Genomic DNA, 24,789 nt, shown 5'->3' with positions numbered 1-24,789 from the left:
ACACCCTGTCATCCTCCACAGGGTCAAGCAACCCCAACACAGCTTTCCCGTCGCAACACACAGTAGCCACAACAAAAAACCCCGCATCACTGCGGGGTTTTCAACACCTTCAAACCTAAAAAGGTTCAAGCACTAACGAAACAGAATCATTCCCACTCGATCGTGCCGGGTGGCTTGGACGTGATGTCATAGGTCACGCGGTTGATGCCGCGCACTTCGTTGACAATACGACCTGCAACGCGGTTCAGAAACTCGAAATCGAACGGATAGACTTCCGCCGTCATGCCATCGGTGCTGGTCACGGCGCGCAGGGCGCAGGCCTGATCGTAGGTCCGACCATCACCCATGACACCGACGGTCCGCACCGGCAGCAGAACCGCAAAAGCCTGCCAGATCGCATCGTAAAGTCCGGCGCGGCGGATTTCCTCAAGATAGATCACGTCCACTTTACGCAGTAGATCGAGCTTTTCCTTCGTCACATCGCCCGGAATACGGATCGCCAGTCCCGGTCCCGGGAACGGATGCCGCCCGACGATGCTTTCGGGAATCCCGAGCTCACGGCCCAGCATGCGGACTTCGTCCTTGAACAGCTCACGCAGCGGCTCAACCAGTTCCATGTTCATGCGGTCCGGCAGACCGCCCACATTGTGATGGGACTTGATGGTCACGGACGGACCGCCCGAGAAGCTCACGCTCTCGATCACATCCGGATACAGCGTGCCTTGTGCGAGGAACTGCGCACCGCCCAGCTTCGCGGCTTCTTCCTCGAAGACCTCGATGAACAGACGACCAATCGTCTTGCGCTTGGTTTCCGGGTCCGTCACACCAGCCAGTTCCTTGAGGAACAGCTCGGACGCATCACGATGCACAAGGCGAATGTTGAAGCGGCCACGGAACGTCTTGACGACCTCATCCGCCTCGCCCGTCCGCATAATGCCCGGATCTACGAAAATGCAGGTGAGCTGATCGCCAATCGCATCATGGATCAGTTTTGCAGCCACCGAACTGTCCACACCACCGGACAGACCACAGATCACCCGACCCGAGCCGACCTGCTTGCGGATACGCGCGATTTCCAGATCGCGGAAACCCGCCATCGTCCAGCTGCCGCTGCAACCCGCGACGTTATGGGTGAAGTTGCGGATCAGCGCTGCACCATGCGGCGTATGCACAACTTCCGGATGGAATTGCACGCCATACAGACGACGTCCCTCATCCGCGATGATCGCGAACGGCGCACCTTCGGAATGGGCGACGGCACGGAAGCCCGGCGGAAGCTGCGTCACGCGGTCGCCGTGGCTCATCCAGACCTGTTCACGCTTGCCGCGCGCCCAGACGCCACGGAACAGCGAGCAATCCTCGGCAATATCGATATATGCCCGACCGAATTCGCGATGATCGTGGTTTTCGACCTTGCCACCCAGCTGCTGGCACATGGCCTGCTGGCCGTAGCAGATCCCCAGCACAGGGCGGTTCAGCGCAAAAACCACCTCTGGAACCGGCGGTGCATTCTCGTCATGGACGCTGGCCGGGCTACCGGAGAGGATAATGCCGCGCGGATTGAAAGCGCGGATTTTTTCCTCGGTCGCCGTGTACGGCCAGATCTCACAGTACACACCGCTTTCGCGGACGCGGCGCGCAATGAGCTGCGTCACCTGACTGCCGAAATCCAGAATGAGGATACGGTCTTCGTGAAGAGTTTCGTCGAGCTTTTCGACGGTGCTGGCGTCCTGCTGGGTCAATGTCGTGGCCTCGCGTTCCGGTTTCATGGTGCCTTTTGAGGCTCTCCTATAAGGTGTTGTATCGTCTGCGTCATCCATTCTGCATCATCGAACAGGAACAACATGCGCCTGCCAGCATTTTTCGCCATTTCCGCCACGGCCCTGCTTGCCGCATGTGCGGGCACGCCCGATCCTGGCCACGATCCAACCGGTTCCTGGGTTGGTGCTCTTGTTACGGATCAGGGAACATGCCCGACCGAGCACCCCTCCACCCTTCGTATAAGAGGTAGAGAAATCCTGTTCACACCCGCCGACGGCTCACAGGTTCTTCACGGCACCTACACACCCGGCAACCAGCATTATCATGCAGAACTCGCCATGACGGATCTGGACCACCATCCCACAGCCGTCGTCTTCAACGGCTACCCCGTCGGACAGGCGATCGGCGGTATTTTCGGCTCGCCGTCATGCCGCGCTCATATCACCATGACGCGAAACTGAAATTTTTTCGAAAGCGGGGTTGTCAGGTCAGCTAAGCCTCTGTAAAACCCCGCCTCACAGCGCACCCGTAGCTCAACTGGATAGAGCACCAGACTACGAATCTGGGGGTTAGAGGTTCAAGTCCTTTCGGGTGCACCACATTGCCTTCTCCTTAAAAGATTTTACCTGTTATTCAGTGGCGCACGCGCTCAAGGCAGCGATAGACCTCGTCCCATTCATAGGGCTTGGCCAAAAACATCGTGCCGCCCGGCAGTTCCCCCAGTTCCTGAATCCGGGTTCCTGACGTCAGAACAAGACCGATATCAGGGTGCTGCTCGCGAATCGCATGCGCAAGACCCACGCCGTCCATATCACCGGGCATATTGACGTCGGAAAAAATCGTACAGATGTCCGGGTGCCGGGCGAGAACAGCCAGTGCCTCGTCAGCATCCGCCGCAAGCGACGTCTCGTAACCAGCCTCTTCCAGCATGTCAGCAGCGAGGAATCGCAGAAGCGCCTGATCTTCAACGACCAGAACATGCTTTCTGTCGATTTTTTTACTCTCCCCCTGCGCGTTTCCCTGCGGAACGACGCTGGATGATGCTCCCTTCATGGACATGACATACATGGCAGTTACTTTCCGGGATTAAAAAACCTTTAACACCATAATGGTGTCGTCTCCTCAACAACGCGGAAACACGGCTCATGTTTGCATGAGTGAATTTTTTCTGACGCAAACCTTACGCACTATACCCTGTGGAAACACACAAATTTCAGTGTGGTAAAGGGGCCGCAAAACCGCCCCGCGCCGGCGTCGCCAGAACATCGATACCCACAATCCCCCACTGGCCGTCTGGCTGGCGTGCCAGAAGGGGGCCACCGCTGTCTCCGCGTGTTGCCGAACAGTCATGATGGATCAAACCATTCCCTGACAAACCATTGATATAACAGGAAATATCTCCATACGGGACTTCCGACCGATCCTGCGGATATCCGACCAGCATCGCAGCCGCGCCCATCTCTGCTGCGCCGTAAGGAACAAGATCGGCCGACGCGATGACCTTGCGGTCCAGCACCAGCGTTGCCCGATCCTCGGACGCCGTGCCGCCCTCGTTTTCAGGGTCGTAACCGGGCGCAATAACAAACTGTGTCACCTGCGCATGAAGACGGTAATGTCCGAGCATATACCCCATCAGGACATGAACATCCTCAGGCTGGATATAGTGCCGCGTCGCAGGCAGCCACAGACAATGCGCCGCCGTCACCATGACCGTCGGCGCTACGGCGAATCCCGTGCAACGACTACCGAGAGAGGTCTGGACGCGCCCCAAAATCTTCCAGGGCGCCTTATTCACATCCACCACGCTGCGATGGCTGTCAGGTCCGAGTCCCGGCAGCGCGACACCCGGAGCGGCGAACGCTGCTGCGCCGCAGATCCAGAACATCAGCAGCGCAGCGGCGCCTTTCATCCCAGATGATCCGGGCCGAACGCATCAGGCAACAGTTCGGCCAGAGTCCGGGTCAGAAGAATATCCCCTTTGGGCGAGATCATATGCACCCGCAGGTCCGGCAGACCGAACTCCCGCAGTTTCTGCCGACACCCGCCACAGGGCGTACACGGCGCATCGCCGCCCACGACCACGATTTCCTCAATCCGCCGTCCCCCAGCACGGATCATGGAGGCAATCGCACCGGCCTCAGCACATGTTCCCAGCGGATAGGCGGCGTTCTCGACATTGCAGCCTGAATGAACACCCCCCTCACACCGCAAGGCCGCGCCCACCTGAAAGCGCGAATAGGGTGCATAAGCACGCGAACGGGCCTCAAGGGCCTCCCGGATCAGTTCCTGTATCATACCGATGATATTATCCCCTGCGGGTTCAGCTTGGAACATGCTTCCAAGAGCGATACGGTATCACCATCATGAGTGCACCGCTTCCCTCCGATCCCGCTACCGACCCGTCCTTCCACGACATGCTGGACACCCGCCCTTCCCTGACGATGGATGCGCGGGACGGCCTCCTGTTCGAAGGCGTGCCCCTGCACGTCATCGCGGCCGCTGTCGGCACGCCGTGCTGGATCATGGGAGCAGAAACGCTGCGACGGCGGGCAAAAGCCCTGCGCGCGGCGTTCGAGGCTCGGAACCTGCCGATCAGCATGCATTTCGCCATGAAATCGCAGGACCATCAGGCCACACTCACCATCCTGCGGCAGTGCGGTTACGGCGTGGATATCGTCAGCGGCGGCGAAATGCAGCGCGCGCTCCATGCCGGGATCCAACCCTCGAAGATCGTTTTCTCCGGCGTTGGGAAATCCGATGCGGAACTGCGGGCAGCCGTTGAACACGATATCGCGCAGGTTAATGTCGAAAGCGTCGAAGAACTATACCGCCTCGACGACATTGCCCGCGCCTGCGGTCGTGTCGCGCGTGCTGCCCTGCGCGTTAATCCGGACGTGGACGCCGACACTCATGACAAGATTTCCACAGGTCGCGCCGGAGACAAATTCGGTATCGAACACCGCCGCGCCGTGGCCCTGTATAGTGAAGCCGCCAGCCTGAAGAACGTCCGCCTCGTTGGCCTTGCCGTTCATCTGGGCAGCCAGATGCTGACCGCAGGCCCTTTCCGCGAAGGCTATACCCGACTGGCCGATATGGTCCGCGAAATCCGCGCCGCCGGTCACACCGTCGAAGCCGTGGACTGCGGCGGCGGCCTCGGTATCCGCTATCGTGACGAAATCGCTCCCTCGCCCGATATGCTCGCAGGCGTTATTGCCGAGACGCTGGGGGACCTTGGTGTCCGCCTCAGCATCGAACCCGGCCGCTGGCTTTCCGCACCAACCGGCATTCTACTAAGCCGCGTGATCGAAACGAAAGCTGGCAATCCAGATTTCGTTGTGCTCGACGCTGCCATGAACGATCTGGCCCGTCCATCCCTGTACGAATCCTGGCACGGCATCATGCCAGTCGCCCCCAATGGCCTGACCAGCCCGACAAAACTCTGGGATATCGTCGGTCCGGTCTGCGAAAGCAGCGATATCTTCGCCCGTGATCGCGCGCTCCCTGCGGATACGAAACGTGGTGACCTGATCGCCCTGCTCGACACCGGCGCTTATGGATTTGTCATGAGTTCCACCTATAATTCCCGCCCGCTCGCCGCGCAGGTTCTGATCGACAATGGGAAATGGGATATTATCCGCCAGCCCCAGAGTGTTGCAGAACTGATTGCCGTTGAAACCGTCCCCGAATGGCTGACAGCAGCTGGGAATGACCATGGCTGAGCCAAACCCGGCCCTCCATCTCAAAACCCTGCGCCGCAAGGCCCAGCGCGTCCTGTGGTGGGAACGGGCGTGGGAGCCCCTGCGCTGGCCGCTACTTCTCGTGGCGTTCTACGGTCTGGCCAGTCTGGCGCGCATTCCACAGTCCCTGCCCGACTGGTTGCATGCGCTGCTCGAAATCGGCGTGCTCGGCACGGCACTCTGGCTGACCGTCAGCGGCATGCGGCGTGTCGCCCCGGTCAGCATCCCGGCAGCAGACCGCAGGATTGAACACGATTCCCGCCTCGCCCGCCAGCCACTCCTCAGCCTGACGGACCGCCCGGCTTTTGCCGGAAACGGCGAACAGTCCGCCATCTGGGCGCGCCATGTCGAACGCGTTACAGCATCGCTCGGGACGCTCCGCGTCGGTCTGCCTCATCCTGAAACCAGTCTGCAGGACCGCATCGGCCTTATCGCCGTCCCTCTAGCCCTGATCGGTGCCGCGCTGTTGGCGAGCACACATACACCGTCGCGTCTTTACGCCGGACTGCTCCCCGGCGTGGACGATGACAGCGTTCCGCTCCCGACCCTTCAGGCCTGGATCGACCGCCCCTCTTATGCGCCCGGCGCGCCCATTTTCCTGTCCTCAACGGGCCGCACCGCGATTGATGTGCCGCAGGGTTCGATCCTGAACGCCACCATCACCGGCGCTCACGGAAAACCCACTCTGTCCGGCATCGCCTCTCCTGAGCAGAGCCGTCTGGATGCTGGAAGCTGGAACAGTCACGGTACGCTCCAGCAATCCGGGACTGTCCGCATCGTCATTCGTGGCCGCACTCTCGGCGCCTGGCACGTAACCATCGAGCCCGATTTGCCCCCGACCGTCACATGGGACGGCAAGCCGGGCCCCCAGAAAGATGACTGGCGCACCGGCCTGCCTTGGCATATCCATCAAACCTATGGCGTAGAGTCGCTGGAGGCCGAAATCCAACTGCCCGGCCTCTCCCGCGGCCGGATCCTACGCGTTCCGATCCCCCTCGATGGTCATCCGAAGAACGCGAAAGGGATCGCCACTCCGGATCTCTCTTCCGATCCTTTTGCTGGAATGGACGTTGAAGGTCGCCTGCACGCCAAAAGCGTTTCGGGTCGCGAAAGCCGAAGCGACCTGGTTAAATTCCAAATCGGCGCCCGCAAATTCACCGATCCGCTGGCCCGCGCCCTCGTGGCTTTGCGCCGCCGCCTCATGCTCGGGCAGGAACGCGCTTCAAAAGCCTCGGATGAACTCGCGCTCCTGACACAGACAACCGACGAACGCGCGATCCTCGCAGCGCTGGGGCTGGAAATCGCATCCCTTCGTAAAGATGCCCCTGAAGGCTCGGCGGATCGCGTTCCCGGTGACCTCTGGGCGCTCGCACTTTATCTGGACGATCTGCGCCGTGACGGCCCCGAAATCGCGGATGCCGCAGCTGAAGTCCGCGCAGCCCAGCAGGGCGTGCAGCAGCAGCTCGACCACATGCGCGATCTGGGAGAAAAAGGTCATACTCTTCCTGAACAGGAAGAACTCCAGCGCCGCACACAGGCCCTCAAGGACGCCCTGAACCGTCGGATGCAGCTCCTGTTCGAACGCGCCGCGCAGAGCGGGATCATGATGCCGCAATCCGGCACCAGCTCGGCCGATCCGTTCTCAGACGAAATGCGCCGCCTCCAGTCCGAAGCCAATCAGGGTCATGGCGACGAAGCCCTGCGCCGTCTCCAGCAGATGGAAGACATGGCCGAACGCATGCGTCAGGCGCGTCCCGAAGACCTCAAGGCGCTTGCCGCCCAGATGAAGGCGCAAGCCGAAGCGCAGGCGCAGCGCGCGGCCCTGCATGATCTCGTCCACCGCGAGACCACGCTGCTCGACCACACGCAGTCCCGCCTCTCCGCCGCCCGCAAGGCCGCAGCACCACCCGATGACGGCAATCCTCCCGATGTCAGCCAGATGTCCACGGCGGACCTGCTCCGCCAGCTTGGGATGCAGCCGCCTGCCGGAATGGATCAGCCTGCCGACAAACCGCCCCCGGTCGATCCGGCGACGGTTGCCGCCCAGTCCGACGGGCGCCGTGCGGATCATGCCCTGCAACGCGCCCTTCAGCGCGTGAACGATATCCTGAGCCGTCGCGTCAAGGATCTGACCGGCAAGCCCGCCACAGCCTTTGACAAGGCAAAAACGGACATGCAGAGCGCCCGCGAGGCCCTCGCGGACCGCAAGGACGCCGACGCGCAGACAGCCGAACAGAAAGTTCTGGCCGACCTGTCCGAAGCCGGAAAGCAGATGCGCCAGAACCAGAAATCCGGCGGTTCCGGCAAGGGCGGACAGGGCGGAGGCAGCCTGAGCTTTATTCCCTCCGGTGGTGCAGGCGGTTCCGGCAAACCCCAGCACGGCGCAAAAGGCCAGCAGGGCGATGACGGTGACCAACCGCAGGCTGGCGATGAAGACGGCGATGATGAGGACCAGAAGGATCAGGATCCGCTGGGCCGCAAACTCGGCGAAGGCGACAAAGGCAAGGATTCGGACGCCCATATCCCGGACAAAAGCGCCCGTGACCGCGCCCGCGACATCGAACGCGAACTCCGCCGCCGCGCCTCGGACCGCACGCGCCCGCAGAGCGAACTGGACTATCTGGAACGGCTCCTCAAATCGTTCTGAGACAAAAAAGCCCGGTGCCATCGAGGCACCGGGCTTTTTCAGAGGTGGCAAAGACGATCTTGCCCCCCGAATTACATAATATTACGGAACACGATAGAACGGATTCGGGAGCAGGAAAGTCTTTTCTGCAAATCCACCGCTCAGGTCGGACGGTTGATCCCCAAGACTTGCAATAATTGTATAGCCTTTACGTTCGATCCGCTCGCGGGTCGGTGCCTTGTACAAGGCTGCGTATCCATGGGAGGTCATCGGTCGCAGATACAGCCCGTCCCAGTGCTGAATTCCCGCCAGATGCAGGTTCCGCTCGGTTGCGTCCCGCTCATCCTCATGACGCCCTGTCACGAAAAACACCGCAACATGATTCGCCTGAGCCTCTTCGATCAGCGCCCGCATGGACGCAAAAGCCGGGGCGTGGCCACTCTTTTCCCAGGCAATCGCTCCACACGGCCCTTTAGGCAGGGCGTCGCACGGACCCGCCGGGATATAGCCGAAATCATCGGCGCGGATCTCGTCCCAGTTGGACAAGGTCGTCTCGTCGATATCCAGAACGATTGCGGGATGGCGCGTTTTTGGCGCCGTTTGTTTGATCCACTGGCGCGCCTGGGCAACCACGGCGTCGAAATCACGCTGGTAATCGCCGCTGTCGTGATAGGCGCTGGCGGCCATAATGGCATCGCCAACATTCGCAGGCTGTGCAGCCAGCGCCGCGAGGGGCGCAACAAACAGGCTGGTGGCGAGCAGGAGGGAACGGATCATGGAGGAGCCACCTTTCGTGACAGAAGAACAAGCCCGACCCCGACCAGCGCCAGAGCCGTACCAATGACGGACACACCGCCATAGCCCAACCCCATGGACAGTGCGATCCCTCCCAGAGCCGCACCGATCGCATTGCCAAGGTTGAACGCCCCGATATTCATGGACGACGCCAGCGCAGGCGCATCATGCGCGGCCTGCATGACCCGCATCTGAAGCGCGGGCATGAGCGCGAAGGTCGCGGCGCCCCAGAGCAGTGACGCGAACAGCGCGCCTGGCACGCTCTGCGCCATCCACGGAAAGATCAGCATGATCACGCCAAGGACGGGGAAAAAGACCAGCAGGCTCCCATCCAGAGAGCGATCCGCGCTCCGGCCGCCTATAGCGTTGCCGATCGAGAACCCTACCCCGGTCAGCATCAGCGCCAGAGTGATGATGGTCGGGCTGGCATGGGTGATGTGTTCGAGGATTGGCGCGATATAGGTGTAGAGCACGAACATCGCCCCCGCGCCGATCGCGGTCGTCAGCAACGCCAGAAGCACATTCCCCTTCACGAGAACCCGCAATTCGCGCCCAACATCCGGGGCCGGGCCAATCTCGCGGGCCGGCAGGGCAAACTGCACGGCCAGCATGGTTACGAGCCCCAATATGGCCGTCACCCCGAACGCACTGTGCCAGCCGAAATTCAGCCCGAGCCATGTCATTGCTGGAACACCAACGATATTGGCGATCGTCAGCCCCATGAACATGGATGCCACCGCACTCGCCCGGCGCGCTGGCGCGACAGATAAGGAAGCCTCCACGGCTCCCAGCCCGAAGAACGCCCCATGAGCCAGACTGGTCAGGACGCGTGAGGCAAACAACAGATCATAGCTGGCGGAAACCGCAGAGAGCAGATTGCCTGCCACATACAGCCCCATCAGTAGGATCAGGGCCAGTTTTCGGCGAAAACGCGCCATCAGCAGCGTAATGACGGGTGCGCCAAGCATCACACCCACCGCATAAGCCGTCACCAACCCACCGGCCTTAGGTACACTGACCTGAAGACCATGCGCGATGACGGGCAGCAGGCCCATCGGCGTAAATTCTGTGGTGCCGATGGCAAAGGCGCCAACGGCGAGCGAAAGCAGTGGCCAGTTTGGGGACGATTTCGCTGCCAGTTTCAAGACCGGTCTCCGGGACGACAGATTGTTCGAGATTTATCGAACCCTGCCACACCCGGAATCCCCGGACAACCCAAAGCTGTCTTACATCATGCCGTTGGGGTGCTGGCCCATGTCCATGCCATCCATAATCATGGCCTTATGGTGCGGATCATCGAGATGACATTCATGATCCTGAAGCTCTTCGCCCGATCCATGATCGAGCACATGCGCCATGTCATCGAGCAGGATGAAGCCGCCATGCTTTGCCGGCGTGATGACGAGCGTGTGGATGGACATGTCATCAGCAGCAATCACCCGGAACGGCGACGGCTCCAGAGACGTCACGATCCGCGCCCGATAGGGATGACCGTACAACGAGACCAAAGACCAATCCTCGGTGATCATGTTCTTGTCGAGCTCGGCACGCGCATAGGACGTCAGGCAATCCAGATGGATGTGCAACTGGTCCTGCGTGCGCCCCGGACGCGAATTGATCGCCATCGACAGATGCGAGTCAGGGATTTCAAACCCGTAGGACTGCGCCACATGGGCACGCTGCCCCCAGGCTTCCGCGAAATAATTCGGCGTCTCAGGCTTCAGCAGACTTGGATCTTCAACGCCCGGCACCTTCTGCGTCGGGATCACCAGATACTGGCCGCGTCCGGTCTGATCCTTGAGGAGGGCATAACCATCTTTCTCGTCATAAACCGTGCAGGGCTTGTGATCCGCATCAACAGCACAACGCCCGTGAACGACCTTCCACAGCGCACCCCGGTCATGGGATTTTCCGCAGCCCGACAGTCCGAAAACCACTGCCGCCGCTACAAGACCAAATCTGGCCGCCGTCCCGTAATCCCGCAAAGTCATTCTTCCCTAACCTGACATTCAAGCTGCATCGCAGCCGCCAGCCTCTCGAAACGACGTCGGACCGCACTGCCCGCCGCCCGCACACTGCGCGCGCCCAGAACCAGCACGAGCGTTCCGTCTTCCACGAGAAGCCTGCACTCATCGAGCAGGACTTTCGTTCCCGCGCAGAGTGTATAGGCCAGCCGGAGCGCAAGGCCCAGACGCACCGCACGGTCAATCTCCGAGCGCGACAGAAGCTGTCGGGAAGGTTCAATCAGGGGAGAGTCCATCGAGACTTCATACCGCACGGCGAGCGTCAGGCCGATAAAGGCCCGGGCCGTATGATCGAAGCCCACACCATGCCCATACATCACCCGTCGATAGGTCTGCTCGACCCGATATTCCGGGTGATCGTAAGAACCGATATCGGAGAGCATACACGCCAGTTCGCGCAGACGCTTCTGGGTGCGCGTCTCGTCGCGGAACAGCGGTGCCGTCCAGCTCACCAGCGCCTCAGCGAGCGAGGCGCTGCGGGCCAGACGATTGGCCATTTCCGTCGCCAGATCCGTCATCGGATCGAGATCCGCAACCGAGGACGCCACATGGCGCATGTACCAGCCTTCGCGCAGTCCATCGACACTGAACACGACCTTGGACGGACGGACCCGCTCCATCAGACAGCGCAGTACGACCGCCGCAAACGGCGCATCCGCCAGACGCTTGCGCGGAGCCCCCGGCATTTTCTCAAGGGTCCGGCGCGGGGAACTGATCACCCAGTCCGCCATTTCCCGCGCTTCCCCTTCGGAAAGGGTAAATAGATGCACGAGGTTTAATGGATACTGCGTCCGCGCAATCTGAAGCCGCGCCAGCGCACGAAACGCCCCGCCCACGAGATAAAGCGGCCGCCCGGTCATGCCCGGCAGCCAGTTCACTTCTGCCAGAAGTTCGTTCGCAATTTCCGCTGCCCGCTCAATGCTGCCCTTGGAACGATCATGCAGCCGGATCACGCCCAGTTTGGTTGTCACGGCTTCAAAATACTGGCTGTCCGCAACATGGATCAGTTCCAGAGAACCGCCACCAATATCCGCAACCAGACCATTCGCTTCCGGCAGACCGCACAGAACGCCGCGGGCCGCGTAATCGGCTTCTTCCGTTCCTTCCAGAACGCGGATCGGCACACCCGGCATCCGCGCGCGAATAGCATCCACGAAATCCGGCCCGTTGGTCGCATCGCGAACGGCTGCGGTGGCGAGAACCTCGAAAGGCTCGGCCCCCATGGCACGGGCGACGGCATGGAACCGCCCCAGCACGTCCATCGCCAGCGTAACGCCCTCGTCATTGAGACGCCCGGTCACATCCAGTCCGCGCCCCAGCTTGAGCGTGGCTTTCTCGTTGAAAATCGGAAGGGGATTGCGCGTCACCCCTTCAAAAACAACCAGCCGGACCGAGTTGGACCCAAGATCGACAATGGCGGAACGCTGTGCAGATGAGGACATGAAAATCAGTCTTCCAGAATCCTGTCGGGCCGCTCACGGGGGCGATGTGCCTCCGGAAGGACCTTCTCCCGCGCAGCCGAGCCTCGGCCGGACAGGGACGGATTGTTCATGAAGTATTCGTGGGCGGAGAACGGATGTGCGCCCGGCGAAACCCGATGCCAATAGCCGTCCCTCGTGAGCGTCCAGCTCTGAAGGTTGTCCTTGATGTTCATCGTCATGATCTGGCCAAGAATCTGCGCATGGACCGTCGGGTTCGTGATGGGCACCATGGCTTCTACCCTCCAGTCCATGTTCCGCACCATCCAGTCTGCCGAAGAAATGAAAACTTTTGCCTTGGCGGACGGCATCCGATGCCCGTTTCCAAAGGCGAAAACCCGGGAATGTTCCAGAAAACGCCCGACAATCGACTTGATTTCGATATTGTCCGAAAGCCCCGGCACACCGGGCCGCAGACAGCAGATTCCGCGAATGATCCCAATGATCTTCACCCCGGCCTGCGAGGCTTCGTAGAGTTTGTCGATCAGTTCGGCATCCACGAGGCTGTTCATTTTCAGCCAGATCCGCCCCGGACGCCCTTCCTTCACATGGTCGATTTCGTCCTGAATGAGCTGTTCCAGCGTGGAGCGGATGGTGATGGGCGAGAAGGCCAGCGCATCCATTTTCGCGGGGATGGCATAGCCCGTCATGTAATTGAACAGACGCGCCGAATCCGAAGCCAGCTTCGGGTCACAGGTGAAAAACGACAGATCCGTATAAATCCGCGCCGTAATCGGATGGTAATTGCCCGTTCCGAAATGTGCGTAGGACCGGAGCGAGCCGTTCTCGCGACGGACCACAAGACTCAGCTTCGCATGGGTCTTGAGATGCGCGAAGCCGAACACGACCTGCACGCCCGCAGCTTCAAGCGCGCGGGACAGGCGAATATTGGCTTCCTCGTCAAACCGGGCCCGTAGTTCGACCATGGCGGTCACTGATTTTCCGGCCTCCGCCGCTTCGATCAGCGCGTGAACGATCGGGCTGTCGCGAGATGTGCGATACAGCGTCTGCTTGATCGCCAGCACGTTCGGGTCCAGCGCCGCCTGACGCAGGAACTGCACTACCACGTCGAAGCTCTCGAACGGATGATGGACCAGCATGTCCTTCGCACGGATCGCCGCGAAACAGTCTCCGTCATAATCCAGAACCCGCTCGGGAAAGCGAGGCGTATAGGCCGGAAACACCAGATCCGGGCGATCATCCACGATCAGTTGCTTGAGATCGGTCACGCCGACAAAGCACGGCAGGACGACAACGTCCTCCTCACCCACGCCCAGCTCTTCACCCATCTCACGACCCAGCGTGTCAGGCAGTTTGCGGTCCAGCGCGAGGTGAATGCATACGCCACGCCGACGCTGTTTCAGTGCCGTTTCATAAGACCGCACCAGATCCTCGGCCTCGTCTTCAAACTCCACATCCGTATCGCGGATCACGCGCAGCACGCCCGCAGCACCGATCACCAGCCCCGGAAACAGGCGTCCGGCAAATAGCGTGATGAGATCTTCGAGCAGCACGAAGCGGATCTGGTCCGGTGTCTCCTGCCCTTCCTTCAACCGCGCCGGAAGCCGCAGGAAACGCGGAACCTGCGCTGGCAGCAGGATAAGTCCATCCATCACATGTGCTGAAGAGGCCGCATCCTTCAGACGCAGATGCAGCGCCAGACCCATATTCGGAATAAAGGGCAGCGGATGGGAGGGATCGACCGCCATCGGCGTCAGCACCGGGAAAACCCGCTCGTCGAACAGCGTGGAAAGCTGCGCCAGATCCGTTTCATCCAGCGAGTCGGTCGGCAGAATGACGATGCCTGCGTCCTTCAGCTCTCCTTCCAGCACATGCCAGACGCGCTGCTGCTCCGCCAGAAGATGCCGCGCCTTCTGCCGCACCTGTGAAAGCTGCTGGATGGGGGTCAGTCCGTCCGGACTGCGCACGACCATGCCTTCACGCACCTGCCCCACAAGCCCGGCCACACGCACGGAATAGAACTCGTCCAGATTGCTGGAACTGATCGAGAGAAACCGCACCCGTTCCAGCAACGGGTTGCGGGTATTTTCGGCCTCTTCAATAACGCGCTCGTTGAAATCCAGCCAGGACAGTTCCCGGTTCAGGAAACGCTCTGGCGACGTTGCCATACGCGCGTAATCTTCGGCCCGGATAGCGGGAGTCTGTCGGCGACGGCTGCGGTTCTGGGCTGGAGTGACTGCACTGCGGGGCTTGCGGGGGGAGCGGCGGCGCGGCGCGGGCCGGGAATCTTCAGTCGTCACAATGGGGCCTTCCGGAACACACGAATTTACAAATCGCCTCAAGGGTCATGCCACGGGATAGGCATGTCAAACGGAGTTTTTGTGTCACGTTCGTGACATCTATTCCTCAGGCGTCAGCAGATCTGGCAACATTTCCAGCGCCAGCGCCCGCGTGATGGGCTGTTTGCGGACCAGAGCCGCCTCATCCAGCCGCTCCACCGCGGAAACCAGCGCGTTGCCCGTCCGGGGCAGATGACGCCACAGCCAGTCCGTCACCGACTGCGACACGACAAGCTGACGATCCGCCAGCAATGACAGAAGCAGCGTCGCCCGCAGATCGTCCTCAGGCTCGCCCGTTGCGGTCGTGGCCGTCGCCCGCAGGCGGCTCGCCAGATCGGGCAGCATGAAATGGCTGCGCGACGGTGGCAGGCGGCCCGCCATCAGAACGCGATCGCCTTGGGAGAACGCATCGTTGAGCAGATGCAGCATGGTCGCCTCATCGCCCGGCGAATCGGCATTATCAATCGCAAGATTCCCCTGAACCCGGATCCGCCCGCCCGCAGAGGACGTGGAGAACAGGCGGGCATCCAGCACCGTCGCGTCATGTTCATGCGCCCATGCCGTCAAAAGATGCGTCTTCCCCGTCCCCGAAGGGCCCCAGAGCCATAAACGCCCATCCGGCCATTGACTGCGCGCAAGCCATGCCCGCGCCGCCACATTCGACGGACCATTGATGAAACGATCGGACGTCATCGCCGTCACCCGGCGCAGGGGAAACGCCATCTGGGTGGCCGCGGGTCTTCCGGACACCCCGCCCACATCCCGTTTCGTCATCGCAGCCCCCTTTTTCATGCCGTAACACCATCAAACAGGCGTTCCGCCAGCGCGCAGGATGCTCTAGAACGGCGTCACGTCAACCAGCGGGAACCTTTCGACCATGACCGATCAGCCTGATATCGCCCCCGGATCGAGCCACAGCACGACTGGCGGCGCAAGCTACGCACAGGCCGGCGTGGATATTGCCGCTGGCGATGCGCTGGTCGACGCCATCAAGCCCGCAGCCAAAGCCACGAACCGTCCCGGCACGATGGGCGGCCTCGGCGGCTTCGGCGCGCTTTTCGATCTGAAGGCCGCAGGCTTCACCGATCCCGTCCTCGTCAGCTGCACCGATGGCGTCGGCACGAAACTGATGGTCGCCATCGAGGCCGGAAAGCATGATGATGTCGGGATCGACCTCGTCGCCATGTGCGTCAACGACCTCGTCGTACAAGGCGCCACCCCGCTGTTCTTCCTGGACTATCTCGCCACCGGAAAACTCTCCGTCGAAGCCGCAGCCACGGTCGTGAAGGGCATCGCCAAGGGCTGCGCCGAGTCCGGCTGCGCTCTCGTCGGCGGCGAAACGGCTGAAATGCCCGGCATGTATGCTCCCGGCCATTACGATCTCGCAGGCTTCAGCGTGGGTGCGGCCGAGCGCAGCAACCTGCTTCCCGCCAATATCGCCGAAGGCGACACGCTGATCGGCCTGCCCTCCTCCGGCGTTCACTCTAATGGCTTCTCTCTGGTCCGCGAAGTCGTGCGCCGCTCCGGCCTCGGCTGGAACGATCCCGCTCCCTTCGCCGAAGGTCACACGCTGGCCGAAGCCTTGTTGACGCCCACGACACTCTATGTCCGAACGGTGCTAGACCTGCACGCCAAGGGCCTGCTGAATGGCTGCGCCCACATCACAGGCGGCGGCCTGCCGGGCAACCTGCCGCGCGTCCTGCCCGAAGGCTTCGGCGTCCGCGTGGACGGCTCCGCATGGGTCGTTCCGTCCGTTTTCCGCTGGCTGGCCAAAACCGGCAATGTGGCGGCTGACGAAATGCTCCGCGTCTTCAACTGCGGCATCGGCATGGTGCTTGTCACATCCGAGCCGGAAAAGGTCATGGCGGAACTGGATGCGCGCGGCGAAACCGGTTTCCTCATGGGCCAGATCGTCCGCTCCGACGACGCCTACACCCTGACCGCACCGGTTTCCTTCGCATGAAGAAGCCGCCCGTCAGAAACAGAGCCAAAGCCCAGCCTAAAAACGCGCCAAAAAAAATCCAGAAGGTGCCTGTCGCGATCCTCATCAGCGGTCGCGGCAGCAATATGCGCGCCCTGATCGAAGCCTGTGCCCGACCGGACTATCCCGCCGAAATCGTGCTGGTCCTCAGCAACCGCCCGGATGCGCCGGGCCTTGAGGTCGCCGAAGACGCGGGCCTGAAAACCCTCGTCATCGACCACAAGCCTTTCGGTACGGACCGCGAAGCCCACGAACGCGAAATAGACGCAGCCCTTCAGGCCTCCGGCGCCATGCTGGTCGTCCTCGCGGGCTATATGCGTGTCCTGACACCATGGCTGGTCAAGGCGTGGGAAGACAGGATGCTCAACATCCACCCGAGCCTCCTACCCGCCTTCCCCGGCCTACACACCCATGAAGCCGCCCTCAAGGCTGGTGCGAAAGAACATGGGTGCACCGTCCACCTCGTCACATCCGGCGTGGATGAAGGCCCTATCCTCGGGCAGGCCAGCGTTCCCGTCCTTGACACCGATACGCCAGAAACCCTTGCCGCCCGCGTGCTGGAACAGGAACACCTGCTCTACCCGGACGTACTCGAAATGATCTGCGACGTTTTTGCGAAGTAAGAGACGTCCAGCGTCTCCAAACAAAAAAGGCGCGGACCGAAGTCCGCGCCTTTTTTTGTTGAGAACAGATTACCTATCGTAAAAATTACGGCAGGATTTCCGTCTCGGCGAAGAAGAAGGAGATTTCGTTCTTCGCGTTCTCAAGGCTGTCAGAGCCATGCACGGAATTGGCTTCGATGCTCTCGGCGAACAGCTTGCGAACGGTGCCTTCAGCAGCATCGGCCGGGTTCGTCGCGCCCATGACTTCGCGGTTCTTGGCGACAGCGCCTTCACCCTGAAGAACCTGCACGACGACCGGCTCGGCAATCATGGAGGACACGAGGCTGCCGTAGAACGGACGCTCCTTGTGAACTGCGTAGAAAGCGCCAGCCTGCTTCTCGGTCAGGTGGATGCGCTTCTGGGCGACGATACGCAGGCCGGCGTCTTCGAACACGGCATTGATCTTGCCGGTCAGGTTACGCTTGGTCGCGTCGGGCTTGATGATGGAAAGCGTGCGCTCGAGAGCCATCTTTCTTCTCCTGTTAGGACCGGTCCTCGCTGGACCAGCGGGTCAATACCGCCGTTCCACTAGAGCAAATTCATCGTTCCTGATAGGTCTGTCGCAGTATTTTAACCGACCTGTTTCTTTTCTTCCGACTGATCGAGGCGCCCGTGAGCCTGCTCACCATCACCGACCTGTCCCTTCGCATCGCGGGCCGCTCCCTGCTGGACAATGCGTCCCTCAGTGTGGACCCAGGACGCAAGATCGGCCTGATCGGCAGGAACGGCGCCGGAAAATCCACCCTTCTGGCCGCGATTGCTGGTGATTTCGCGCCTGATGGCGGCACAATCACCCTCGCCGCCCGCGCTACGATGGGCCGCGTCAAACAGGAAACACCCTCCGGCAGTACGTCCATTCTCGATACAGTTCTGGAAGGCGACCTTGAACGCACCCGACTGCTCGCGGAAGCCGAAACCGCGACCGATCCTGTCCGCATCGCAGATGTCCATGAACGCCTCATCGCCATCGACGCCTACACGGCTCCCGCCCGCGCCGGGGCCATCCTGTCTGGTCTCGGCTTCGATCAGGACGCGCAGAATCGAGCGGTTTCGGACTTCTCGGGCGGCTGGCGAATGCGCGTATCACTCGCCACGGCCCTGTTCCTGAACCCTGACCTGCTGCTGCTCGACGAACCGACGAACCATCTCGATATCGAAGCCACGCTCTGGCTGGAATCCTGGCTTGCGAAGTTCTCGGGTGCCGCGATCATCGTCAGCCATGATCGCTCCCTGCTCGACAACACCGTCGATGCCATCGCCCATCTCGATCACCAGAAAATCAGTGTTACCCCCGGTGGCTACGACAATTTCGTCCGCATCCGCACGGAACAGGCGCTCCAGCAGAACCGCGCTGCCGAGCGCATCGCGGCCCAGCGCGCCCATATGCAATCCTTCGTGGACCGTTTCCGCGCCAAGGCCACCAAAGCCAAACAGGCGCAGGCCCGCCTGAAAGCCCTCGAACGCCTCCCCCAAATCGAGAGCGTCGTGGAAGACACCCCCACGCGCTTCTCTTTCCCCGAACCACAGCCTTTGCCGCCCCCGATGCTGAGCCTGAACAATGTCAGCCTCGGCTATGACGGGCGCGTCGTGCTTAAAGGGCTGAACCAGCGTCTGGATATGGAAGACCGGATCGCCCTGCTTGGTCAGAACGGCCGCGGTAAATCCACCTTCGCCAAGCTGCTCGCCGGTCGGCTGGAGCCCATGTCCGGCACCTACAGTCATTCGCCCAAGCTGAAAATCGGCTATTTCGCCCAGCATCAGAGCGATGAACTCGTCCTGACCGACACACCCATCGACCATATGAGCCGCGCCATGCCGGACGCGCTCCCCGCTGCCGTCCGCGCGCAACTCGCCCGGTTCGGCCTTGATGAAAACCGGGCTGAAACAAAAGTCGGTGAACTCTCCGGTGGCGAAAAGGCGCGTCTGCTCCTCGCCCTGTCTACCCGCGAAGCCCCGCATCTGCTGATCCTCGATGAGCCGACCAACCATCTAGATCTGGACGCCCGTGACGCTTTGATCCGCGCCCTATCAGCATTCGAAGGCGCGGTCGTCCTCATCAGCCATGACAGCCATCTCGTGGAATCCGTCGCCGACCGTTTCTGGCTGGTCGAAGACGGTACGATCTCGCCGTTTGATGGCGACATGGCCGAATACCGCGCCTGGCTTCTCGAACGCGCCCGCAAAGCGCGTGCCGAGATGGCGGAGCGCAGCAAGGCCGCCACGGCGTCAGCAGATAGCGGCACAGCGTCTGCCCAGAAACGCATCGACCGCAAGGAACAGACCCGCGCCCTCGCACCGCTGCGGCGGAAAATCCGCGATGCCGAAGCGAAAATGACCCAGCTTTCCGGCGAAAAGAAAAAGATCGAGGCCCGACTGGCAGATCCTGTTCTGTATCAGTCCGGCGATGCTGCGGAACTGACCTCCCTTAACGTCCATCTGGCCGCGCTCAACGCCACGCTCGAAACCGTCGAGGAAAGCTGGCTTGAAGCACAGGCCGAACTGGAAGACGCAACGGCCTGAGCCAGGCCCATTGACCCTCCTTCCCCCGCCACATAAGCCAGTTGCCAACGACTGAGCCTCAGGACTGACACCTCCATGCGCATCTCTTTTTCCGATCCGGCAGAACGCAGCGAAACGGAACCCCGTGCGCGGGAACTGTCCAAAATTGCCGGGCTGATGCGGATCACGCTCGCCCTGACCCTGATGCTGCTCGCCATCTGGCTGATCGGCGATGTTCTGGCCGTGATCTTCGCCTCCGCTCTCGTGGCCATCGTCCTGCATGGGCTCGCCCGTATGCTTCGGCGTCACGTTCCCGTCATTCCCTATCAGGGCGCGGTTGCTCTCGTAACCGTTGCGATCCTCGTTGCCATGATCGGCCTTGGCTGGAGCAGCGGCCCTTCCATCAGCGACCAGTTCATCCGCCTCAAACAGGCGCTGATCACTCAATCCGGTGAACTCCGCGCCCATCTTTCCGGCTCCACGATCGGCCAGATGGTCCTTGACCACCTGCCAGCCTCTCTTGGCGGAAACGCTCCCGGAACAGGAGGCCTCGGCTCTCTGGGATCAGGACTTGCGGGCTCGGTCACAGGGCTTCTCAGCAGTGTTTTCGGTATCATCGGAACGCTTCTGGTCGTTCTGATCGCCGGTCTGTATTTCGCCCTCAGCCCGGCCGTCTATATCGACGGGATGATCCGCCTCGTCCCCACGCAGCACCGTCCCGCCGCGCGTGAACTGATGCTGACCGCAGGAGCTACGCTCTGGGCCTGGACCGCCGGGCAGGCACTGGACATGCTCGTGGTCGGCATCCTCTCAGGCGTCGGCCTGTCGCTGATTGGCGTGCCGCTCGCACTGGCGCTCGGTGTCGTGGCGGGTCTGTGCAATTTCATACCCTATATCGGTGCCATTCTCGGTGCCGTGCCAGCCGTCCTGCTGGGCCTGTCGCTCGGCACGCATGAGGGCCTGTTCGTCGCCATTCTCTACTGCGTGATACAGTTTTTCGAAGGCAATGTCCTTGCCCCGCTGATCCAGCGCCGCGCCGTGCATATGCCTCCCGCAATGGCGATCCTGTCGCAGACGGTTTTCGGCTCCATCCTCGGCGCCCCCGGCCTGATCCTCGCCTCCCCCATCACCGCCGCCCTTCTGGCGATGGGCGACAAGGCCACAGCCCCGCTGGAGGACGAAAACCAGACCCGTCGTGATGTCGGCGAAGTTACGGAAGAAGAAGAGAAACAGCAGAAATAAGCCTCGTCCTTTCCCCGACAGCACAAAAAAGACCGGCACTCCCGAAGGAGGCCGGTCTTTTTTGTGCTCTCAACACGCTCCAGAAAGTCCTTACTTTCCGGGCTGCGCTCCAGCAGGCTGCAAGGCCATAAGCTGTGCGTCGGGAAAAGCATTCATCCGGTACGGGCCATTTTTCGCAAGCTGGATCCCAACGATGTCGTCCTGCTTTTTGTATTTCCAGATGGAAATAATAACCGGCTCGCCCTGTGCGCCCGCCATTTCGAGAACGACTTTCGGTGCAAGATCGGTCTTCTCGCCCGACGGCCCCCAGGCCGTTTCATGCGACTGAAGCCACAGATTGACCTTCTGAACCTCATCTGCAGACAGATCGCGACTGATCGGCGCACTCATCTGCCCCGCAGTCACCTGCGGGAATTTCCACGCATGCAGCAGCGGCCATGTCACAAACCAGATGATGCCTACGGGAATGAGGACCAGCGCCCCGAAAACCAGAAGAAGTTTCTGCTCGCGTCTCACGCCTGTTCTCCTGCCCACCGATTGAGGGCTGCAATGATATGACGGACGTCATCGTCCGTCAGTTCGGGATGGATGGGAAGCGCCAGAACGCGTGCGCCAAGCCCTTCTGCGACCGGCAGAGAGGCCCCGTCATGATGCGGCGCATAGGCTGGCTGATGATGCAGCGGTTTTGGGTAGTAAATAGCGGTTGGAACGCCTGCATCCTTCAAAAACGTCTGAAGCGAATCTCGCTTTTCCGCATCCGGCAGCAGGATCGTATAGATCGCCCACGCGCTCTCGCTGTCCGGAACGCGTACGGGCGGTACGATCCCCTCAGGCATCCCGGCGTCATAGGCCGTCGCAATCGCATCCCGGCGCTTCAGCTCTGCGTCAAACACATCGAGCTTTGCCAGAAGCACGGCCGCCTGAAGCGTATCCAGCCGCCCGTTGATCCCGATCCGCTCGACTTCATAGCGCGTACGGCCTTCGCCATGCGTGCGAAGGGAATGATATAGCGCCGCCAGATCGTCGTCGTCCGTCAGGATCGCGCCACCGTCCCCATACCCACCCAGTGGTTTGGACGGGAAGAAAGACAATGTGGTCGCTTTCGCCTCATGTCCCAGACGACGACCATGATACGTCGCCCCAAAAGACTGCGCACAATCGGCCACCAGCGTCAGGCCTTCCTGCGTGGTCCAGAGCTTCAGTTCGTCCCAGGGCGCGGGTTGGCCGAACAGATCCACACCGATCACAACACGCGGCTCCAGATCTTCAGTCTGACGGACGGCCTCAAGCCGCGCCTTCAGCGATTCAAGACTGATCTGGAAAGTCTGCGGATCGACATCCACGAAAACCGGTGTTCCACCCAGCAACAGGACGACTTCCGCCGTCGCCGTATAGGTGAAGGCTGGCAGGAAAACCGCATCTCCCGGCCCGATTTCCTCGCCCATCAGCACCATCAGCAGCGCATCGGTCCCGGATGAGACGCCGATCGCATGTTTCGCACCGCCGAACTCTGCCAGACGATGCTCGAGTTCCTGCACTTCCGGGCCAAGCACGAAGCGGCAATGCGCCATGACGGCATCCACGCGCTTCTGGATGCTGCCGCCGAGGCGCGCCTGCTGGGCGGGGAGGTCTAGAAAAGCAATCTGCCGTGTCATGGCGCTATCATCTCCGGATCGGGATGGGAGACCGCAACCGGCAGTCCGCCGTCACGGTTATGAAGAAATTCGGGGACCAGCCTGTACAGGATCGTCATGATCGCGCCCAGATCGTTTGCGCGACAGGCCATTTCCAGCTCATCCATCGCAAGTCTCGCAACACTGAAATCAACTGTGCGCGGGGAGGCCATCCGCAGACCGGGCGCATCGGTCGGAACGGGGGCCTCGCGTCCGTGGAACAGTTCTTCAAACAGTTTCTCTCCCGGACGCAGGCCGGTAAAGCGGATCTCAATATCGGTTTCGGGGCGCAGTCCCGCCAGACGGATCATCTGGAACGCCAGATCCATGATCCGCACCGGATCGCCCATATCGAGCACGAAAATTCCGCCCTGCTTGAGGCGCCGGTCCGTCGCATCGTTTTCCGCACGCTCATGCGTTCCGCGCACAGCCGCCTGCAAAACAAGCCCCACGGCCTCAGGCACGGTCATGAAATAGCGCGTCATGTCCGGATGCGTGATGGTCAGCGGACCGCCATGTTCAAGCTGCCGCCGAAACAGCGGCACGACCGATCCCGTGGACCCCAGCACATTGCCAAACCGCACGGTCACACACCGCATGCCGCCCTGTCCGGCCCGCGCGCGCATATCGAGCGCCTGCCCGTAAACCTCCGCACAACGCTTGCTGGCCCCCATCAGGCTGGACGGGTTGACCGCCTTGTCGGTGGAAATCATGACCATCGCCTGCGCACCCGCGCGTTCGGCTTCGTCCGCGACAATCCGTGTACCGATCACATTTGTCAGCACGCCCTCGACCGGATTGTCCTCGACGATGGGCACATGCTTGAGGGCCGCCGCATGAAACACGATCTGCGGTCGGTACTCTCCGAAAATCTCCGCCATACGTCGCCGATCGCGCACGTCGGCCACGATCTGATGGCGTGTCACATCACCAAAGCGCTCGGAAATATCCAGATTGATCTGCCACAGCGCGTACTCGCTGCTCTCAATCAGGAGAAGCACAGCAGGCTGAAACGACGCGATCTGCCGCGCCAGCTCGGAGCCGATGCTGCCGCCCGCCCCGGTCACAGCAATAACACGGCCACTGATCAACCGCGCCATACCCTGCGAATCGAGCGCAACCGGTGGACGGTTCAGCAGATCCTCAATCGCGATAGGCCGAAGTTCCACCCTGTCTGCCGGCTGCAACGCTGTCAAAGACGGCGTGCGCTGAACGTCGATGTCATAAACCCGCGCAGCTTCAAGAATGCGTGCCAAGTCCCGCCCCTTGATGTCTCCTGACGTCAGAACCAGCGCATCCGGCAGCTTTCCCGCAGCGAACAGGCGCTCCAGAATGGCGGGCGTTTCGCTGATCGTTCCCAGAATGGGGCAGTCATGAATACGCCGTCCGGCCTGCTGCGAACCGCCAGTCAGAATTCCCGTCACGCTGCGACTGTTCTCGCTGTCCCGCTCCATCGCCCGGATGAACAGATCCGCCTCATGATCCGCACCCAGCAGCAGAATGCGCTGACTGGCCAGCGCGGTGCTCTTACGGCGCGCCGCCAGCCGCCACATCATGCGGACGGAACCGAGAAACACCAGAAGAACCAGCGCATGGATGATTGGAAAGGTCGGCGTCGGCAGCGGATAGCCCGCCACACGTAAGAGTCCCGCAAACAGCAGCGCGCTCAGAACCGAGGCGCAGGCAATATTGAACAGGTCTGCCACACCCGAGAACCGCCAGTATTGCTGCGGAACGCGGAACGGCAGCCCACCCACCAGAAGCGTAATGCCCCCACCCGCAATAAACCACAGCGGATGCAGCCACCCTCCGGCCGGATCTGCCAGCCAGCGCGCAACAGGTGCGGCAGCCGCAGACACGACTCCGTCCAGCGCAACATTGAGCGCAATGCGCCGCGCGCGCATCGACGTATGCGAGGCAGAAGGCGGCCTGAAAGACGGCGCCGAAGGGGGCATTGAGGCCGGAGCGGCAGGGCCTGTAGGATCAGCAGATGTCACCCGCCCCTTATAGC

The 24,789-nt window shown here is 61.4% G+C and carries 21 protein-coding genes and 1 tRNA gene; 8 read left to right on the top strand and 14 right to left on the bottom strand.

What is annotated here, in order from left to right; all coding sequences use genetic code 11:
- Positions 1 to 146: 146 nt before the first annotated feature.
- Positions 147 to 1,769: a glutamine-hydrolyzing GMP synthase gene (guaA, locus tag JK208_RS02430; protein ID WP_194261473.1), complete on the bottom strand. Its 1,623-nt coding sequence runs from the start codon at positions 1,767 to 1,769 to the stop codon at positions 147 to 149.
- 75 nt (positions 1,770 to 1,844) lie between these two features.
- Here guaA and JK208_RS02425 point away from each other — a divergent pair, with 75 nt between their 5' ends.
- Both JK208_RS02425 and JK208_RS02420 read left to right on the top strand, forming a co-directional pair.
- Positions 1,845 to 2,222 (top strand): hypothetical protein, encoded by a 378-nt coding sequence (locus tag JK208_RS02425; protein WP_211574189.1) that lies wholly within the window; start codon positions 1,845 to 1,847, stop codon positions 2,220 to 2,222.
- A 61-nt stretch (positions 2,223 to 2,283) separates the two neighbouring features.
- Positions 2,284 to 2,360, top strand: a tRNA-Arg gene (locus JK208_RS02420).
- Positions 2,361 to 2,394: 34 nt separating this feature from the next.
- On the opposite strand, the gene JK208_RS02415 is transcribed toward JK208_RS02420, so the two are convergent.
- The 3 genes from JK208_RS02415 to JK208_RS02405 form a co-directional block, all read right to left on the bottom strand.
- Entirely contained in the window at positions 2,395 to 2,829 is a 435-nt protein-coding gene (locus JK208_RS02415) for a response regulator (protein ID WP_211574188.1), read from the bottom strand.
- Positions 2,830 to 2,974: 145 nt separating this feature from the next.
- On the bottom strand, positions 2,975 to 3,670 hold the full coding sequence (locus JK208_RS02410; RefSeq protein WP_211574187.1) for a serine protease: 696 nt from the start codon (positions 3,668 to 3,670) through the stop codon (positions 2,975 to 2,977).
- Positions 3,667 to 4,056 (bottom strand): cytidine deaminase, encoded by a 390-nt coding sequence (locus JK208_RS02405; RefSeq protein ID WP_194261477.1) that lies wholly within the window; start codon positions 4,054 to 4,056, stop codon positions 3,667 to 3,669. The genes JK208_RS02410 and JK208_RS02405 overlap by 4 nt, the downstream gene beginning before the upstream one ends.
- Positions 4,057 to 4,124: 68 nt before the next feature.
- Here JK208_RS02405 and lysA point away from each other — a divergent pair, with 68 nt between their 5' ends.
- Together lysA and JK208_RS02395 are read left to right on the top strand one after the other, a co-directional pair.
- On the top strand, positions 4,125 to 5,480 hold the full coding sequence (lysA, locus tag JK208_RS02400; protein WP_211574186.1) for a diaminopimelate decarboxylase: 1,356 nt from the start codon (positions 4,125 to 4,127) through the stop codon (positions 5,478 to 5,480).
- Positions 5,473 to 8,145 carry a DUF4175 domain-containing protein gene (locus JK208_RS02395; RefSeq protein ID WP_211574185.1) on the top strand — a complete coding sequence of 891 codons (2,673 nt, stop codon included), beginning with the start codon at positions 5,473 to 5,475 and terminating at the stop codon, positions 8,143 to 8,145. The genes lysA and JK208_RS02395 overlap by 8 nt, the downstream gene beginning before the upstream one ends.
- Before the next feature lie 81 nt (positions 8,146 to 8,226).
- On the opposite strand, the gene JK208_RS02390 is transcribed toward JK208_RS02395, so the two are convergent.
- The 6 genes from JK208_RS02390 to JK208_RS02365 all read right to left on the bottom strand — a co-directional run bounded on the left by JK208_RS02390 (position 8,227) and on the right by JK208_RS02365 (position 15,495).
- A complete protein-coding gene (locus JK208_RS02390; RefSeq protein ID WP_211574184.1) occupies positions 8,227 to 8,901 on the bottom strand; it encodes an HAD family acid phosphatase in 675 nt (224 codons plus the stop codon).
- Entirely contained in the window at positions 8,898 to 10,064 is a 1,167-nt protein-coding gene (locus JK208_RS02385; protein ID WP_211574183.1) for an MFS transporter, read from the bottom strand. Before JK208_RS02385 ends, JK208_RS02390 begins: the two co-directional genes overlap by 4 nt.
- 81 nt (positions 10,065 to 10,145) lie before the next feature.
- Positions 10,146 to 10,910: a CDP-diacylglycerol diphosphatase gene (locus tag JK208_RS02380; protein ID WP_194266504.1), complete on the bottom strand. Its 765-nt coding sequence runs from the start codon at positions 10,908 to 10,910 to the stop codon at positions 10,146 to 10,148.
- Entirely contained in the window at positions 10,907 to 12,385 is a 1,479-nt protein-coding gene (locus JK208_RS02375; RefSeq protein ID WP_194261483.1) for a Ppx/GppA family phosphatase, read from the bottom strand. The genes JK208_RS02380 and JK208_RS02375 overlap by 4 nt, the downstream gene beginning before the upstream one ends.
- Before the next feature lie 5 nt (positions 12,386 to 12,390).
- The gene (locus tag JK208_RS02370; protein WP_249201905.1) at positions 12,391 to 14,550 is read right to left on the bottom strand and encodes an RNA degradosome polyphosphate kinase; all 2,160 of its coding nucleotides are present in this window, start codon (positions 14,548 to 14,550) and stop codon (positions 12,391 to 12,393) included.
- 231 nt (positions 14,551 to 14,781) lie between these two features.
- Positions 14,782 to 15,495, bottom strand: coding sequence for a DnaA ATPase domain-containing protein (locus JK208_RS02365; protein WP_194266507.1), 714 nt, complete (start codon positions 15,493 to 15,495; stop codon positions 14,782 to 14,784).
- A 103-nt stretch (positions 15,496 to 15,598) separates the two neighbouring features.
- Between JK208_RS02365 and purM the strand changes: the two genes are divergently transcribed.
- Together purM and purN are read left to right on the top strand one after the other, a co-directional pair.
- A complete protein-coding gene (gene purM, locus JK208_RS02360) occupies positions 15,599 to 16,684 on the top strand; it encodes a phosphoribosylformylglycinamidine cyclo-ligase (RefSeq protein WP_211574181.1) in 1,086 nt (361 codons plus the stop codon).
- Positions 16,681 to 17,325, top strand: a complete 645-nt coding sequence (gene purN, locus JK208_RS02355) for a phosphoribosylglycinamide formyltransferase (RefSeq protein ID WP_211574180.1) — start codon at positions 16,681 to 16,683, stop codon at positions 17,323 to 17,325. Before purM ends, purN begins: the two co-directional genes overlap by 4 nt.
- Positions 17,326 to 17,410: 85 nt before the next feature.
- Here the strand turns inward: purN and ndk are convergent, their stop codons facing one another.
- Positions 17,411 to 17,833, bottom strand: a complete 423-nt coding sequence (gene ndk / locus JK208_RS02350; protein ID WP_062030848.1) for a nucleoside-diphosphate kinase — start codon at positions 17,831 to 17,833, stop codon at positions 17,411 to 17,413.
- Between the two features lie 143 nt (positions 17,834 to 17,976).
- Between ndk and JK208_RS02345 the strand changes: the two genes are divergently transcribed.
- Together JK208_RS02345 and JK208_RS02340 are read left to right on the top strand one after the other, a co-directional pair.
- Positions 17,977 to 19,884 carry an ABC-F family ATP-binding cassette domain-containing protein gene (locus JK208_RS02345; RefSeq protein ID WP_211574179.1) on the top strand — a complete coding sequence of 636 codons (1,908 nt, stop codon included), beginning with the start codon at positions 17,977 to 17,979 and terminating at the stop codon, positions 19,882 to 19,884.
- 75 nt (positions 19,885 to 19,959) lie between these two features.
- Complete coding sequence (locus tag JK208_RS02340; RefSeq protein ID WP_211574178.1) at positions 19,960 to 21,105, top strand: AI-2E family transporter; 1,146 nt, start codon at positions 19,960 to 19,962, stop codon at positions 21,103 to 21,105.
- Between the two features lie 90 nt (positions 21,106 to 21,195).
- Here JK208_RS02340 and JK208_RS02335 read toward each other — a convergent pair whose 3' ends face one another.
- Genes JK208_RS02335 through JK208_RS02325 form a run of 3 tightly spaced genes read right to left on the bottom strand, consistent with a single transcriptional unit; the run spans position 21,196 to position 24,733 of the window.
- Positions 21,196 to 21,621 (bottom strand): hypothetical protein, encoded by a 426-nt coding sequence (locus JK208_RS02335; protein WP_194261490.1) that lies wholly within the window; start codon positions 21,619 to 21,621, stop codon positions 21,196 to 21,198.
- Entirely contained in the window at positions 21,618 to 22,760 is a 1,143-nt protein-coding gene (locus JK208_RS02330; RefSeq protein WP_211574177.1) for a DegT/DnrJ/EryC1/StrS aminotransferase family protein, read from the bottom strand. Before JK208_RS02330 ends, JK208_RS02335 begins: the two co-directional genes overlap by 4 nt.
- Complete coding sequence (locus tag JK208_RS02325; protein ID WP_211574331.1) at positions 22,757 to 24,733, bottom strand: nucleoside-diphosphate sugar epimerase/dehydratase; 1,977 nt, start codon at positions 24,731 to 24,733, stop codon at positions 22,757 to 22,759. The genes JK208_RS02330 and JK208_RS02325 overlap by 4 nt, the downstream gene beginning before the upstream one ends.
- Positions 24,734 to 24,789: the final 56 nt, after the last annotated feature.

The organism is Gluconobacter sp. Dm-74 (assembly GCF_018256135.1).
Classification (GTDB): domain Bacteria; phylum Pseudomonadota; class Alphaproteobacteria; order Acetobacterales; family Acetobacteraceae; genus Gluconobacter; species Gluconobacter cadivus.
Note: the sequence above shows the minus strand (reverse complement) of the source record. Positions and strands in the feature narration are given on the sequence as shown.